The organism is Clostridium sp. DL1XJH146 (assembly GCF_054819755.1).
In genome coordinates this window covers 18884-35461 of sequence record NZ_JBTVVN010000009.1, presented here as the reverse complement: position 1 = coordinate 35461, position 16578 = coordinate 18884, and the positions used below count along the sequence as shown (strand labels likewise).

Below are 16578 nucleotides of genomic sequence, written 5' to 3'. Positions count from 1 at the left end.
TACTAAACATATCATAAAAAAAATTTAAATGCTGATAATAATACCTATAGGAGTTGATTATATATATATGAATATTTGTATGAAATTATTTAAAAGTTCACAAAAATTATTTATATTTTCTATTATTTTTTCTTGTCTATTTATGATTACACCAGTGTATGCTGAAGAAAGTAATTATGAAATCCAAGTCGATATAGAAAATTACGATTCTAGCAAACCAATAGTAATATTAGTAGATGTTGTAGACAGTATTATGAATGTATTCCAAGATGGTAAAATCATAAAAACATATACTATAGCAGGTGGTGCACCAATATCTCCGTCACCTATAGGTACATGGACCGTAATAAGCAAGGGTACTTGGGGTGAAGGCTTTGGTGGCCGTTGGATGGGTTTCAATGTTCCTTGGGGTAAATTTGGTATACATGGTACTATTTATCCTAATTCTATCGGTTGGAACTCTTCGCATGGTTGCATTAGAATGTGGAACAAAGATGTAGCTGAACTTTATAAAATAACCAAACATGGAACAAAAGTTATTATATGGGCTGGTCCATTTGGAAATTTCGGGTCATATCTTAGAAAACTAAAACCAGGCATGAGAGGCGCTGATGTATATGAACTTCAAAGAATTTTAAAAGAAAAGGGCTATTACAATGCTAATCCTGATGGGCTATATGGTGATTACTTTAAACAAGTAGTTCACAAATTCAAAAAAGATAACAGCTTGCCTATTAACGACTATGTTGATTGGACATTTTATGAAAAACTAGGAGTAGAACTTATTGACTAATATTATTCCAAGTACACCTTATAAAAACAAAAAACTTTCTTATGTAAATATTAATTATGTTATACTTATTATTATACTAAATAAGGAAGTGATAATATATTTAATAAAGGTGATTTTCATTTACATACATTGGCATCTGATGGAAAGCTTTCTTCGTCAGAGTTAGTAACTTTAGCATCAAAAGTTAACTTAGATATAATAGCAATAACTGATCATGATAATATATCGGGAAACAAAGAAGCTATTGAAATTGGTAGAAAACTAGGTGTGAAGGTTATTCCTGGAATCGAAATGTCAACTCAATATAATAATATAAGTGTCCATGTTCTTGCATACTTTAACAGTAATAATTACGATAGCCCTCAATTGATAGATTCTCTTAAATCTTTTCAAGATTACAGAACTTATAGAGGGAAAAAAATCATTGAAAACTTAGACGAGATTTTTGACATAAAATTAGATTTTGAAAAAGTACTTAAAAAATCGCATGGAGTTCTTGGTAGACCTCACTTAGCTAGCGCAATTATAGATGCTGGATACAATTTAACTTGGAATTATATATTTGATAATTTAATTGGGGATGATAGTCCTGCATATATTCCAAACAAAAAAATTACTACTGAAGATGCAATAAAAATGTTGAAATCTCTTGGAGGTTTTGTAGTCTTAGCTCATCCAACACTAGTGAAAAAAGTTACTATTGAAGAATTGTTTAAACTCGATTTTGATGGTGTAGAAGCTAAATACCCACTAAATAAACATGGGGACGAAGCAAAATTTAGACTTTTAGCTAATAAATACAATAAAATAATAACGGCAGGATCTGATTACCATGGTCTTCATGATAATGATGGTAAACATGGATATATAGGAAGTTGTCCTCTTAAAGGCGATGATCTTAGAATTCTTGTCGAAGCTATTGGAATTACTTCTTCTTAATCTCATCTCTTACCCTTTTAATGAGGTTTAGAATCATCCCAATACCAATGATAACAAATACAACATAAACCTTCTTAGAATTCTCAGGAGCCTTTATAAACTGATAAATTTCATCCATCTAATCACCTCTTTTATAATTGTGCTATGTTTTAAAGAATTTTTGATAATAATAAGATTTGTTAGTTTTATAGTTTTTTTATGAATAATTTGCAATGTACAATTTGCAATTGTGGATAATTATCGTCTTGCAACGAGAATCTTTAATTTAATTAACTCAAAAATTTTGCGTAGCAAAATTATCCTTAATTGCAAATTGCTAATTGCTAATTGCTAACATTTATTTATCTTTTGATTGTGCATCTTGCATTGTGCATTGAATTATCTATGCTTCTTTTATAAACGCTTCATACCCTTTCATTGTTTCATAAACATCAGCTTTTGAAACAACTTCATTTGGCGCATGCATGCTTAGTACCGGAACCCCACAATCTATTACTTCCATTCCATATTTAGCTGCAATATAGGCTATAGTACCACCGCCACCTTGATCTACCTTACCTAATTCTGATGTTTGCCAAACTACATTGTGTTTTGCCATAATTCCTCTTATTTCTGCTATAAATTCTGGATTAGCATCATTACAACCAGATTTACCTCTTGAACCTGTATATTTATTAAAAACAATTCCTTTACCTAAAAAGGCTGAATTTTTCTTTTCATAGGCTCCTGCATAATTAGGATCAAATGCTGCACTTACATCTGATGAAAGCATTTTAGAGTTTAAAAGTGCTCTTCTCAATTTTAGTTCAGAATAATCACCAGTTAAATTCATAAGTTCAGCTACAGCATTTTCAAAAAATAATCCGTGCATGCCAGTTGAACCTACACTTCCAATTTCTTCTTTATCAACTAGTAAAGTTACTGCAGTCTTTTTAACTTTCTCCACATTTAACATTGCTTCTACAGAAGTATATGCACAAACTCTATCATCATGTCCATACGCCATAACCATACTCTTATCTAATCCATAATGTCTTGCCGGACCTGCTGGCACGATTTCAATTTCAGCTGAAACAAAATCTTCTTCATTTATACCATATTTTTCATTTAATATATTTAATATATTTAGTTTCACTCTATTCTTTACTTCTTTATCTTTAATAGGCATACTTCCAATAAGAAGATTTAAATCTTCTCCAGTAACGCCTTCATCTAAAGTTTTCTTTAGTTGGTCTTTAGATAAATGTACCAACAAATCTTGCACACCAATAACTGGGTCGCTAAGTTCTTCACCTACTACAATATTAACTATAGAACCATCTTTCTTAACTACCACACCATGAATTGATAAAGGTGTAGCTACCCATTGATATTTTTTTATTCCACCATAATAATGAGTATCAAACAAAGCTAAATCTGAATCTTCATACAATGGATTTTGTTTTAAATCTATTCTTGGTGAATCAACATGAGAACATAGAATATTCATGCCATCTTCTAACTTTTCTTCTCCAATATTAAAAAGTATCAAAGCTTTGTTTTTGAAAGAATAATATACTTTATCTTCTTTAACTACTTGCTTTTTCTCTTTTATTAATTTCTCAATATTTGTGTACCCATTTTTTTCAGCTATAATAACAAATTCGTCTACACATTCTCTTTCTGTCTTACACTTAGACATAAATTCAATATATTTATCATTTAAAATATCCAATTTCACTAAGTCTTCCTCTGAATATATATCCCAAGCTAAATCATACTTTTTTTCTAATTCATTCTCTTCTACTTTTTTCTTTTCTGTCATTTATATTTCCTCCTTAATTTTAAACAATCAAAGCCATTTTTTCTTTTTAAATATTATAATTAATATAATACTTATTACAATCATAAATAATAACATATAAAAATAGCCATAATCATATTTTATTAATGGCATTTTCTTGAAATTCATTCCTTGCATACTTGTAATTAAGTTCAGCGGTAGAAAAATACTTGTGACTATTGTGAACACTTTCATTATCTCATTAGTTTTATTTGAAACTTCAGATTCAAAAGCCTCTCTAACTAAAGCTAAATCTTGCACTAGATTATCTAGCGAATCCATTAATTTATCTATCCTATCTTTTAGATCAGAAAAATATGATATATACTGATTTTCAATCATCTTATTATCTTTTCTAGTAAGTGAATCGCCTATATACCTCATTGGATTTAAATTTTTTCTTATAGTGTATACTTGTCTTCTAAAAGAGATTAATTTATCCACATGTTCCTTCATAGGGTTTTTTAATATTGATATTTCAATTTTGTCAGCTTCTATCTCTAACTCTGCAATAGCTTCATAATTATTTACTATAACTCTGTCAATAACATAATAAAAAACAAAAATTGCTGATGTTTTATCCTTTAATATACCACAATTTTTTTTACTATGAATATCATTTATCAATTCTTCAATAAAGCCAAAATCTTTTCCTAATATAGTAATCACTTTATCTCCAGTATAAATAATATCAATATCTTCACAATTAATCCTTTTGTTATTAATTTGCAAAAGGTTCAAACTAAGATAAATACATTTATCATAAATAATTATTTTAGATGGCTTTGTACCTTTATTCATAAATTCTAATAAAATATTATTATTTAAATCATATTCTTTAATTACTTCTTCTATTTCTTCTTTATTTGCATAAATCCATAATTGATATTCTTTTTTAACTACCTCTTTATCCAGCAAACTAAAATTATTCTTTAAGTCAAATATCTGCATAAAATCACCAATTTAACCCTTTTGATATTATTATTCCACATCAATTGGTGATTATGCAATTTACTGCGATATCATGTTTCTCACTAGGTATATCATTCATTATTTGAAATTCATATGCCAAAGCAATTTTCCTTGCAGTAATATTATTTTGTGAAAAATATTTATCATAATATCCTCCACCGTATCCTATTCTATAACCTTCTTTGTCAAAAGCTAAACCTGGAAATATAGCTAAATCTATTTTATAAGGCTCAATTCTATTTCCTTCTTTTGGCTCTAAAACTCCAAAATGCCCCTCTGTTAATTCACTTAAAGATTTGATTTGATACGCATTCATTACCTTTTCCTTAGGATTAACTTTCGGCACACATACAACTTTGTTATTTTTAAAACAATTTTGTATTAAATCAATAGTATTAATTTCATTTTGCATACTAACATATGTAAAAATTATTTTTGAATTCTTAAATATATCTGAATTAATTAATTTTTTTAAAATAATACTATCATATTTTTCTTTTTCTTCTTTACTTAAATTATCTCTAACATACATAATTTTATTTCTTATTATTTCTTTTTGATTCAATTGCAATAACCTCTCTCATTCTTCTATCAATCGTTTCCACCGGAGATTCTTTTGATATGCTTGAATACCTGAAATTTGCTGCAGCCGCTTCTATAATAACAGCTACATTTCGACCAGGTCTAATAGGTATCCTAATTCTTTTAACTGGAACTTTTAATATTTCCATATACTCATTATCTATACCTAACCTATCATAACTTTCATGCTCTTTCCATTGCTCTAAGTAAATTATAAAATCAATAATCTTTTCATCTAGAACGGAACTCATACCATAAATTGCTGGGACATCAATAATGCCCATCCCCCTTACTTCCATCATTCCTGAAGTAATATACGGTGCTGTTCCATGCAATTCACCATCAACTTCCTTCATATCAACAGCATCATCTGCAACAAGTCTATGACCTCTTTTTATCAATTCTAAGGCTGTTTCACTTTTGCCTATTCCACTCTCTCCAATAATTAAGATACCTGTTCCATAAATATCTACCAAAACTCCATGCATCCTTACCTCTGGAGCTAATTCTTTATCTAAATAGTTCATCAATCTATTAGTAAATTTAGTAGTTACCATATTAGTCTTTAAAACCCATGTGTGTTTTTCTTTAGCATTTTCTATTAATTCTATTTGTGGTTCTAAATCTCTTGAATAAATAATACATGGAGTCTTAAATTTAAAGAATTTATCTAGTCTTTTTTTTCTTATTGATGTATGCATTGAATCAAGAAAGCTCCACTCTGCTTTCCCTATAATCTGAATTCTTTCTTGCGCAAAATAGTTATAAAAACCCGCTAATTGTAATCCTGGTCTATTAACATTTGACACTTTTATGTCTACATCTTCATTTCCTTCTACAATTATTTCCATACTTAAATCTTTTATTAATTTCTTTATACTCACGCCCATTAGTTATATTCTCCTTTCAGTATTAATTATTATTATCTACTGTCAAAAATACAATTATCAATGTCCCATTAATAATGTTTTTCTATCCTATTTTGTCTAATCTTATTTATCTCAATTATACATTATTTCATAAAAACTTTCATAAAACAACCTATACAACCAAATTTTTAGATAAATACAACAATTGATTTACTATATTTTTATTATTTTCCCAAATTTCTTTATCGGTATTCTTAATAAATATTCTATGTTTATAAATTGCATCTAGAGATTTGCCTAAATATTCTATGTTTGTCTCCATTCCTATAAAATTCTTTTTATAATCACCACCAGATATGAAAATAGTTGCGATTTGTATGTTTTTTTCCCTTACCTTTTTTTTCAATATATACTTAGCACTCCAAAATACTTGCATCCTATCTAATAGCATTTTAAAAGTAGATGGAAACCCTGCAAAATAGACTGGAGATACAATTATTATATTATCATACAAAATAAATTTTTCATATATATCAACCATTTCATCATCTATCGAACATTTTAAAAACTGGTTATAGCAATATTTACAATCCATACAAGGTCTTATATTTAAGCTTTGTGTTTCTATTATTTCAACTTCTCCTTTGATCTTTGAAAAAATAAAAGATGAAATCCTAGAACTATCACCTTTTTTTCTTGGCGAACAATTAATTATCAGTGTTTTCATTAAATTACCTCATTTCTTGAATTATATTTTATATTCTTCTTTAGTAATATTTTATAATTTCAATATAAATAAAAAACTTATTAATAAAATAGTAACTTATTAAATATATTATACTAGATACCTTATAGCTTCAATAATTTAAAACTGGGGGTTTTAAATGAATATTCTAATCATTGGGAAAAAAAATTATATTGGTAGTACACTCTTCAATCAATTCAAGACAGAGAATAATGTGTACTATATAGAAGAAGATAATGAAATAATCTTCAATAAATCACGTCTCTATAGTATAGCAAAAACTACTAACTCAGAATTGGTTATAGATCTATTTGAGGAGAATGACTATGAGAAATGTGAAATTGAACCTAAAGTGGCCTACAGAGATAACTCAATATCTGCAGTAAACTTAGCCTATGTTTGTAAAAGTTTAAACATACCACTGGTGTATTTATCCTCCTATTCTGTTTATGGCGAGTCAAAAGATGCTCCATACTTTGAAACTGATGAATGCAATCCAATAAATAATTATGGAAAATCAAAGCTGGCTGGAGAAAAACTAATTCAAAATGTGTGCGAAAAATATTTTATAATTCGTTGTGGATGGATTCTTGGTAGAAAGAATGAATTTATGAATAAAATTCTTCAAAACATACACAGTGACCTCTTTATGTGTTCTTCCGAAATCGGCTCACCAACTTGTATAGAAGATATATACTCTTCAATATCAAAATTGATAAGCACAGATTACTACGGAATATACAATTGTGCAAATCCAGATCCAATTAAAAAGTCAATATTAGTAGAAAGAATATTCAATTATCTCAATATAAAGAAAAACATAGTAGAAATTCCTTCAAACTATCTAAGTAATTTTGCAAGAAGACCTGAATACTCTGTATTAGATACATCTTTAATAAATAATTGTCTAGAAATCGACTACCCCAACTGGCAAGATAGATTAGAAACAATGCTATCTCCATCAAATATTGATTGACATCTTCAAAAGCAGTAAGGTTCCGCATAGATTCTATTCTTAGAGGGACCTTCTTTCACTTCTAATTACACATATTCAAAACTTAGAACTACATAACTCTTTTGTACAAAAAATATATTGTAGTCTTATATAGTAACAGTTAGTCCATTAAAATATCTTTACATACTCTTTCCATTATTTTATAATTAAAGGAAGTATATTGTATATAAACATTTTTTTGTACAGAGAGGTTGATAGTAATGCTAAGGGAAAAACAAGAATACTACCCTAAAATAAAAAATGCAATATTAATTTTATTTGCTTATCTATTTTTATCTAATTTTTGTTACCTTATTTATATATACGGTCACCATACTATAAATTCAAGTCTATTAGTTTCTGCGGTAATAAAATTATTTTGTCTATTACTTATAATTGCTTGGTTAAAACTACAGTATAAAATTTCATTTAAAGTTTACTTATCCACAAAACCTCTTTCTTTCAGAAAGATAATATCAATATTATTAACTATTTTATCACTATCAATAATAGTATCTGAATTAACTAATCTACTAACAATATTTATTCCTATTAAAGGTTTTTGGCTTGAAGTGTTTAATAATACTTTTAATTCGCAAAATAAACCAGTACAATTATTTTTATGTATTGTAATTTTAGCACCAATAATGGAAGAACTTCTTTTCAGAGGACTAATTTTAAAGGGTTTCTTAAAACACTATTCTTATAAAAAAGCAATATTTTTATCATCCTTATTATTTGGAATAATGCATTTTAATCCTTGGCAATTTCTTGCAGCTACCTTAGCAGGAATTTTTATTGGCTGGTGTTATTATAAAACTAATTCTTTACTAATATGTATTATATCTCATTCATTTTTCAATTTTTTAGGTTTCATAACTGAAGATTTGTTTAAATTATTTAATCCAAATTATATATCTGATTACAGTAATATTTCTTTTCTTCCTATATGGATTGATATTTTAAGTATTGTAATATTTATTTTTGGAGTTTATAACTTAGACAAGCTATTCAAAAACAAATATTAAATATAATAAGGTCTAATATCCATTTATGTAGTTTTCTAAAATTGAATTTTAAAAAGGAATGTTTGATTATGAAAAATTATATAATATTTACTCTACCAGCAATGCTAATTTCATACTTTATTTTCGATTTTATTTTCAATAAAATAAACATAAAAAAACATATAAATACTACTAAAAAAAGATTAATTTCTTATTTGTTTTTACTAAGTTTAGCTACACTTACTTTTCATATTACAAATAATTTTGATGCTACAAAAGACTATGGTGACGTTATTATAGGCATAATTGCAGGACCTTTAGTTGCTGTTGCAGGACAAACTACTCCTAAAAAAAATTCTCAAAATTATAGCTTATAAAAACAAGCTGATACTATTGGAGGTAAATATATAAATGACAAAATTCAAAAAAAATAAACCTTTATTAATATATCTAATGTACGCCCCTGTATTATTAACTTTATTTTTTATCTTAATTAATAAAGTTAATCAGTGTATACAAATTGTATTATATATAAGCTATATAATGTATTTATTAGGCTGTATTATTATTGCTAATTTAGTATATAAAAATGTAAAATAAAAGACCATCTCAGATTGTATCCCAAGATAGCCCATTATAAAAATCTTTTAACTTAATTTAAAGATTTTGCGCTAGCAAAATCCTCCTCAATTGTGCATTGTGCATTGTGCATTGTGCATTGTGCATTGTTATTCTATCTTATACACTTTCTTTGCCATATCCATATACATAATCCCATCAAGATGATCTGTTTCATGGCAAAATGCACGTGCTAGTAGCCCTGATACTTCATATTTTACTAAATTACCTTTCTCATTTTGTCCTACTATTACTATTTTCTTAGGCCTTGTTACAGTCCCCTCATATCCAGGATAACTAAGACATCCTTCTATATCATCATGTTTACCAACCTTTTTAGTTATTTTAGGATTAATAATCACAGTAGCTCCATCACCTTCTCTTAAATCAACGATAAAAACTCTCATAAGTACGCCAATTTGAGGTGCTGCAAGACCTACTCCATCCCCTGCATATAAAGTATCCTTTAAATCCTTAATCAAGTTTTTCACTTCAGCATTGATTTCAGTTATTCTTCTACTTTTTCTCCTCAAAACAGGATTTTCAACCGTCACAATTTCCTTAACTGCCAAAAAATCAACTCCAAATCATTATTTTATACTTAAATTATAGCAAACTTTAAATGATAATGCACTTTAAAAGATAATGCACTTTAAAAGATAATGCACTTTAAAAGATAATGCACAATTTACAATGCACAATGCACAATTAAGGATGATTTTCTTCCCGTTGGTCAGAAAATCTTTGTTTAAATTTACCAAAACATTGAATCATTAATCTTTTAATCTTTTAATCTTTTAATCTTTTATAAATTAAAGAAATTTTTTAGCTCCGCTAAAAAATTTCATCCACAATTGTGCATTGTGCATTGTGCATTGTGCATTTTTTTCTTATAAGTGCCTTGTGCATTTTTTTAATATCTCTATTTTTTCTACGCAAAAAAACTACACCGCAAATATCTGCAATGTAGTTTAATAACTAGCCTTTCTGTGCTTCTGCTTCTTCCATCATACTCTTAACTTTCATAAGTCTAGTAAGAGCTCCTCTTTCATTTTCACCAAGCTTCATGTTTATATACTTGATTGTTTCTTGAAGTTGTGGAATAGTCATATACTCAAGAGCGTTAACTCTTCTTCTTGTTTTTTCAATTTCATCTGCCATAAGTTGGCAAGATTTTTCTACTTCTGCAAGTTCAAGTAATTTTGGTAATATACTATAAAGCTTTTCTAGAGAACCATCTAATTCTGCTGAAGTACTTGCAAATCCATATGGATATATACTTCCCTCATCATCTTCAAGCTTTCTCTTAAATTCCATTTTAGGAACATTAACACTCATAACATTCTTAGTAGTTACATCAACTGTTATATGTTCTTTCGGATAAGCTATAGCCTCTTCTAATAATTCTGAAGACATTAAAGCTCTAGCCATTACAAAATCATTGAAAGAATAAGATAACATTTCTTCTACTTCTTTCCTAAGTTTATTATTATACTTAATAAGCTCAATAAATCTTCTCATAAGTTCATCTTGCTTATCTTTAAGTAATTTATGTCCTCTTGTTGCAGTAGTCAATCTTTTTTTAAGTTTTGTGAGTTCCATTCTGGTTGGGTTTACATTCAACCTTGCCATTTTTACTCACCTTCTTTTTCATCTAAGTATTTCTCTAAATACTCGTCTCTAATTCTCTTAAGCTCTGTTCTTGGAAGTATTTTAAGAAGTTTCCATCCTAGAGCAAGAGTTTCTTCAATCCCTCTATTACTATCAAACCCTTGAGCTACATATTGTTTTTCAAAGGCTTCAGCAAACTTAGCAAAAGCTTTATCTGCATCTGAAAGTGCTGATTCACCTAAGATAACTGCCAATTCTTTCGCTTGCTTTCCTTGAGCATAAGCTGCAAACAATTGATTCATAGTATCTGCATGGTCTTCTCTTGTTTTTTCTTTACCAATACCTTTATCTTTAAGTCTAGAAAGTGATGGCAAAACATCTATTGGAGGCATTATACCTTTTTTGTACAATTCTCTTGAAAGAATTATTTGTCCCTCTGTAATATATCCTGTAAGGTCAGGAATAGGGTGAGTTTTATCATCTTCTGGCATTGTTAATATAGGTATTTGTGTAATAGAACCTTCTTTACCTTTAATTCTTCCAGCTCTTTCATATAATGTAGAAAGGTCAGTATATAAATATCCTGGATATCCTCTTCTACCTGGAACTTCTTTTCTAGCAGCTGATACTTCACGAAGAGCTTCACAATAGTTTGTAATATCAGTCATAATTACAAGTACGTGCATTCCTCTTTCATAAGCTAGATATTCAGCAGTAGTTAGAGCCATTCTAGGAGTAGCTATACGTTCAACAGCTGGATCATTTGCTAAGTTCATAAATAGAACTGTTCTATCAATCGCACCTGTTTTTGTAAAATCTTCAACGAAGTATTGAGCTTCTTCGAAAGTAATACCCATCGCAGCAAATACAACGGCAAACTTTGAATCAGATTTTAAAACTTTTGCTTGTCTTGCAATTTGTGCAGCAAGTTCTGCATGAGGAAGTCCTGAACCAGAGAAAACTGGTAATTTCTGTCCTCTTACAAGTGTATTAAGTCCATCAATAGCAGATATTCCAGTTTGGATAAACTCTGATGGATAATCTCTAGCGTACGGATTAATAGCTTCACCATTAATATCCATTTTAGCATCAGCAATTATTTTTGGTCCACCATCTTTTGGTCTTCCAATTCCATCAAATACTCTTCCAAGCATATCTTCTGAAACACCTATTTCAAGAGGTCTTCCCAAAAATCTTGCTTTTGTTCCTTTTAAGTTGATTCCTGTTGAACCCTCAAAAATTTGAACAAGAGCTTTGTCAAGATTTATTTCAAGTACCTTACCATGTCTCATCTCACCATTTTGTAATTGGATTTCAACAAGTTCGTCGTAAGTTACTCCCTTAACTCCTTCTACAAGCATTAAAGGTCCTACAACTTCAGTAACGGTTTTATATTCCTTAAGCATTCACAACACCGCCTTCTTCAATTAACTTATCCATTGCCTCAGTTAATTCTTTGCCTATTACATCGATGTTATCTAAATGATCTTCGTCGATATATTTAGCTCTAGCGATTTTATCTTTAACATCATCCATGGCAATAATATCTTTTAAATAAACTCCAGCTTTTAACGCCTTTTCAGCTTCATCCTGGAATTGTAGAACTAACTTCAACATTCTATATTGTTTGTTTAGTGATGCATAAGTATCAATGTCATGGAAGGCATTTTGCATCAAATAATCTTCTCTTAATGATTTTGCAACTTCTAGTTTTAGTCTATCTCCTTCTGATAAAGCATCCAAACCTACAAGTCTTACTATCTCATCTAAAGATGCTTCTTCTTGAAGAAGTAACATTGCTCTAGTTCTAAGTGCAACCCATTCATCTGATACATTTCTATTCATCCATGAACCTACTTTTTCAAGGTATAATGAATAAGAACTCAACCAGTTAATAGCTGGGAAGTGTCTCTTATAAGCAAGTTGAGCATCAAGTCCCCAGAAAACTTTAACTATTCTTAAAGTTGCTTGAGATACTGGCTCTGAAATATCTCCACCTGCTGGAGATACAGCACCGATTGCAGTTAAAGCACCTTCTCTATCATCTTCACTAAGACAAACTACTTTACCAGCTCTTTCGTAGAAGTCTGCAAGTCTTGATCCTAGATATGCAGGGTAACCTTCATCACCAGGCATTTCTTCAAGTCTACCAGACATTTCTCTTAAAGACTCAGCCCAACGCGAAGTTGAATCAGCCATCAAGGCAACTGAATATCCCATATCTCTAAAATATTCTGCTATAGTAATACCTGTATATATAGATGCTTCACGGGCAGCAACTGGCATATTTGAAGTATTTGCTATAAGTACTGTTCTTTTCATAAGAATTTCACCAGTTTTAGGGTCTTTAAGTTCTGGGAATTCATTAAGAACGTCTGTCATTTCATTTCCACGCTCTCCACATCCGATATAGACAACTATTTCAGCATCTCCCCATTTAGCAAGCTGATGTTGAACAACTGTCTTACCACTACCAAAAGGTCCTGGTACACATGCAGTACCACCTTTTGCAACTGGGAAGAATGTATCTACTATTCTTTGTCCTGTAACCATTGGTTCTTCAGGATTAATTTTTGATTTATATGGTCTACCTTTTCTTACAGGCCATTTTTGAAGCATTGTAACTTTTTTTACTCCATCTACTGTTTCAACTTCACAAACAGTATCTTCTATAGTATATTCACCTTCTGTAATTGCAGTAATCTTTCCTTCAATACCATAAGGAATCATAACTTTATGCTCTATTACAGTTGTTTCTTGAACAAGACCAATTATGTATCCTGCTTTTACTTCATCTCCTACTGCTAGAGTAGGCTTAAATTCCCATTTTTTTTCTCTATTAAGTGCAGAAACCTCTACCCCTTTAGATAAAAAGCTACCTGCTTTTTCCATTATCTTATCAAGAGGTCTTTGTATACCATCAAACATTGATTCAATAAGACCAGGTCCAAGTTCAACACTTAAAGGTTCTCCTGTTGTTTCAACTGGAGCACCAGGTCCAAGACCAGATGTTTCTTCATATACTTGAATAGAAGCCTTATCTCTTCTCATTTCTATAATTTCACCAATAAGACGTTGATTACCAACTTTTACAACGTCATATATATTTGCATCTTCCATACCCTCAGCTATTACTAAGGGACCGGATACTTTTACGATTTTTCCGATCTTCAAGTTCTTTACCTACCTTCCTTATAAAATATTAACTCCTACAGCTTTTTCCACATTATCACTTATTCTCTGCATACCAATATTTAGAGAACCTTGATTACTTGGAATCAATATAACCGCCGGTAGTGTTTGTCTGTTATATCTTTCTATAGTCTCTTCTATATCTTTAGCTACTTGTTCTGTTATAAAAATAACAGCATATTTATTCATAGCCAATTTATCAACGGTTTTCCTAGCTTCATCTTTTTCAATTACTGGAAAAACCTCAATTCCTAAAGCTTTAAATGCAAGTATAGAATCTTTATCTCCTACAACTCCAATTTTATACATATATATCACGCAGCCTTTCTCTAATTACTTCAGGCGCAATGTTGTTTAACTTACCTACCATAATAATTCTAATAACTTTAATTTCATTTTCCTTTGCAAATATATATGCAATTAAAGGTTCAACACCAAAACTAACATATTTCGCATCCTTAATGAAATTCATAATAAAATTATCAGAAAGCTTTTCTAGAAGATTGAATTTGCCTGTCTTATTAAATTCATCTATTCCTTGTCTAAGCACCCCATTGTAGTCTGTGTGGTCCAGTCTAGAAATTATATTCTCAAAAGATTCGTTTAACATAGAAATCAAAGTATCTAAATCAATAGACCCACCTTCAATAAGTACTTTTTTAAGGAAGTCTCTTCCTTTATTTTGTTTCTTTACTCTTAGTAATGTCTTTATATTAATTAAATCAATGTTTATTTTTATATATTTCATTAAATATTCTTCATTGATTTCTCTAGCAGCAGAAAGAATATGTTTATACATATAATTATCTAAAATTATATCTATATCTTGTGGGTCATATTCACCTTCAATTAACTTTTCTACTTTTTCAATGGCTTCTCTCATTATTAGATTAAAATCATAATAATCCTTTGATGTAATCATAGACTTTAGTTTTGATACAGGAATAGTTGCAACCTCAATAGTTAGGTTACTTAAATCTTTATTTAAAGCTATTCCTTTCATAATTACTTTAATATTATGATAATCATATCTTAGACTCATAACATCAATTAATAATTTATTTGGTGATATTTCGTACATCAAATTATAAAGCCTTTTCAATTCATCGCTTAAAAGTATTTCATAATCTTCTGGTCTTTTTATGAGAGCCATATAATTACCATACTCAGTTTCTTGAAGTAATTTAAAAGTTTCTTCTGCAGATTTACTATCTATCATTCTTTCAATTTTTGTATTATCAAGGAGTTTAGATTCAATTGCTCTAAGCCTTGATACCGCTTGAGCATAAGTTAAATTACTCATAGCTATCCTCCCTTATTGGAACAATACATTTGCAACGTCTGCTTCAAGCTCATCTCTTAGAGACATTATTAAGGCTTCAAAAGTATTATTAATTTCAATACCATCTTTTTGCATAACAAAACCGCCCTTAAAATCTCTTTTTTCTGAACTAAGTTTAATACCAGCTTTTTTACCTTTTTTAACAAGCTCAGCATTAATTTTATTTACAAATTCAGCAGTTACATCAGTATTATCTCTACCAATTATAAGTTCTTCATCCTCTTCAATATCTAAAGCTAAAATACTTTCTTCAATAAATTTAAGGTGCTCTTCTCCAGATATCTTTGTAAGTTTTTCTAATGCTTCCTCAAAAACTTTATCCAATACCTTTTGCTTAGCTTCTAACTTTGAATTTCTAACTTTTAATTCTGCATTAGAGATAACTCTTTCACCTCTTGTAACAGATTCTAATGTTGTTTTTTCAATGATAAGCTTACCAGTTTCTTCAGCTTCTTTAATATTTTTGTTTAGAATTTTTTCTTCTTCTTTTCTTCCTTCACTTAAAATTGCTTCTGCGCTGCTATTTCCTTCTTCTATAATTTTCTTCACTAAATTACTAATATTAGACATTCGTCTTCACATCCTAACCTTCTATAGTTTAAATAAATAAGATCATTAATAATGAAGATACGAAACCTAATAATGCATAAGTTTCAACCATTACTGCAAATAAAACACCTTTCATTACATGATCAGGTTTTTTAGCTAAAATTGCAAGCCCTGCTGCTGCAGTTTTTCCTTGAGATATAGCTGATTTCCATCCTGCTAAAGCAATTGGAAGTGACGCCATAAATATAAAGAAACCTGTTTGCATATCAGGAGTTGATCCGCCTAATAATCCAATTCTTGTTAAAATAATAATTGTAGTAACAAATCCGTACAAACCTTGTGTTCCTGGTAACAATTCTAAAATAAGTGCTCTACCAAATTTATCAGGATCTTCAGTAATTACTCCAGCAGCAGCTTCCCCTACTATACCAATACCTCTTGCTGAACCTATACCTGGTAGTGCAGTTGCAAGTGCTGCACCTAATAAAGCTAAAGCTAATCCTCCGTTTTGACTCATAAATTCCATAAATGTTCCAAACATAT

At 29.6% G+C, this 16578-nt stretch carries 18 protein-coding genes; 5 read left to right on the top strand and 13 right to left on the bottom strand.

Features of this window, described 5'->3' with window-relative positions; genetic code table 11:
- The first annotated feature begins 67 nt into the window (after positions 1-67).
- Complete coding sequence (locus tag ACVHXK_RS06295) at positions 68-793, top strand: L,D-transpeptidase family protein (protein WP_461205520.1); 726 nt, start codon at positions 68-70, stop codon at positions 791-793.
- A 96-nt stretch (positions 794-889) separates the two neighbouring features.
- Positions 890-1732 (top strand): PHP domain-containing protein, encoded by an 843-nt coding sequence (locus tag ACVHXK_RS06290; protein WP_461205598.1) that lies wholly within the window; start codon positions 890-892, stop codon positions 1730-1732.
- Between the two features lie 382 nt (positions 1733-2114).
- Here ACVHXK_RS06290 and ACVHXK_RS06285 read toward each other — a convergent pair whose 3' ends face one another.
- From ACVHXK_RS06285 to ACVHXK_RS06265, 5 genes are all read right to left on the bottom strand, one after another.
- Entirely contained in the window at positions 2115-3536 is a 1422-nt protein-coding gene (locus tag ACVHXK_RS06285) for an aminopeptidase (RefSeq protein ID WP_461205519.1), read from the bottom strand.
- 27 nt (positions 3537-3563) lie between these two features.
- Positions 3564-4505 carry a magnesium transporter CorA family protein gene (locus ACVHXK_RS06280; protein ID WP_461205518.1) on the bottom strand — a complete coding sequence of 314 codons (942 nt, stop codon included), beginning with the start codon at positions 4503-4505 and terminating at the stop codon, positions 3564-3566.
- Between the two features lie 40 nt (positions 4506-4545).
- On the bottom strand, positions 4546-5091 hold the full coding sequence (locus tag ACVHXK_RS06275; protein ID WP_461205517.1) for a 5-formyltetrahydrofolate cyclo-ligase: 546 nt from the start codon (positions 5089-5091) through the stop codon (positions 4546-4548).
- Positions 5063-5998, bottom strand: a complete 936-nt coding sequence (gene hprK, locus ACVHXK_RS06270) for an HPr(Ser) kinase/phosphatase (protein ID WP_461205516.1) — start codon at positions 5996-5998, stop codon at positions 5063-5065. Before hprK ends, ACVHXK_RS06275 begins: the two co-directional genes overlap by 29 nt.
- 151 nt (positions 5999-6149) lie before the next feature.
- Positions 6150-6704, bottom strand: a complete 555-nt coding sequence (locus tag ACVHXK_RS06265; RefSeq protein WP_461205515.1) for a flavodoxin family protein — start codon at positions 6702-6704, stop codon at positions 6150-6152.
- Between the two features lie 157 nt (positions 6705-6861).
- Here ACVHXK_RS06265 and ACVHXK_RS06260 point away from each other — a divergent pair, with 157 nt between their 5' ends.
- The 3 genes from ACVHXK_RS06260 to ACVHXK_RS06250 all read left to right on the top strand — a co-directional run bounded on the left by ACVHXK_RS06260 (position 6862) and on the right by ACVHXK_RS06250 (position 9100).
- Entirely contained in the window at positions 6862-7698 is an 837-nt protein-coding gene (locus tag ACVHXK_RS06260) for an SDR family oxidoreductase (protein ID WP_461205514.1), read from the top strand.
- 239 nt (positions 7699-7937) lie between these two features.
- Positions 7938-8744, top strand: a complete 807-nt coding sequence (locus tag ACVHXK_RS06255) for a lysostaphin resistance A-like protein (protein ID WP_461205513.1) — start codon at positions 7938-7940, stop codon at positions 8742-8744.
- A 68-nt stretch (positions 8745-8812) separates the two neighbouring features.
- Entirely contained in the window at positions 8813-9100 is a 288-nt protein-coding gene (locus ACVHXK_RS06250) for a hypothetical protein (RefSeq protein ID WP_461205512.1), read from the top strand.
- Between the two features lie 351 nt (positions 9101-9451).
- Here the strand turns inward: ACVHXK_RS06250 and def are convergent, their stop codons facing one another.
- The 8 genes from def to ACVHXK_RS06210 form a co-directional block, all read right to left on the bottom strand.
- Positions 9452-9913 carry a peptide deformylase gene (def, locus tag ACVHXK_RS06245; RefSeq protein ID WP_461205511.1) on the bottom strand — a complete coding sequence of 154 codons (462 nt, stop codon included), beginning with the start codon at positions 9911-9913 and terminating at the stop codon, positions 9452-9454.
- Between the two features lie 406 nt (positions 9914-10319).
- Complete coding sequence (locus ACVHXK_RS06240) at positions 10320-10973, bottom strand: V-type ATP synthase subunit D (protein ID WP_461205510.1); 654 nt, start codon at positions 10971-10973, stop codon at positions 10320-10322.
- A gap of 2 nt (positions 10974-10975) precedes the next feature.
- Entirely contained in the window at positions 10976-12358 is a 1383-nt protein-coding gene (locus ACVHXK_RS06235) for a V-type ATP synthase subunit B (RefSeq protein ID WP_461205509.1), read from the bottom strand.
- Positions 12351-14126 carry a V-type ATP synthase subunit A gene (locus ACVHXK_RS06230; RefSeq protein WP_461205508.1) on the bottom strand — a complete coding sequence of 592 codons (1776 nt, stop codon included), beginning with the start codon at positions 14124-14126 and terminating at the stop codon, positions 12351-12353. Before ACVHXK_RS06230 ends, ACVHXK_RS06235 begins: the two co-directional genes overlap by 8 nt.
- Positions 14127-14144: 18 nt before the next feature.
- The gene (locus tag ACVHXK_RS06225) at positions 14145-14459 is read right to left on the bottom strand and encodes a V-type ATP synthase subunit F (RefSeq protein WP_461205597.1); all 315 of its coding nucleotides are present in this window, start codon (positions 14457-14459) and stop codon (positions 14145-14147) included.
- On the bottom strand, positions 14446-15447 hold the full coding sequence (locus ACVHXK_RS06220; RefSeq protein ID WP_461205507.1) for a V-type ATP synthase subunit C: 1002 nt from the start codon (positions 15445-15447) through the stop codon (positions 14446-14448). Before ACVHXK_RS06220 ends, ACVHXK_RS06225 begins: the two co-directional genes overlap by 14 nt.
- Before the next feature lie 12 nt (positions 15448-15459).
- Positions 15460-16056, bottom strand: a complete 597-nt coding sequence (locus ACVHXK_RS06215) for a V-type ATP synthase subunit E (RefSeq protein WP_461205506.1) — start codon at positions 16054-16056, stop codon at positions 15460-15462.
- A 28-nt stretch (positions 16057-16084) separates the two neighbouring features.
- Complete coding sequence (locus tag ACVHXK_RS06210) at positions 16085-16576, bottom strand: V-type ATP synthase subunit K (RefSeq protein WP_461205505.1); 492 nt, start codon at positions 16574-16576, stop codon at positions 16085-16087.
- Positions 16577-16578 lie beyond the last annotated feature (2 nt).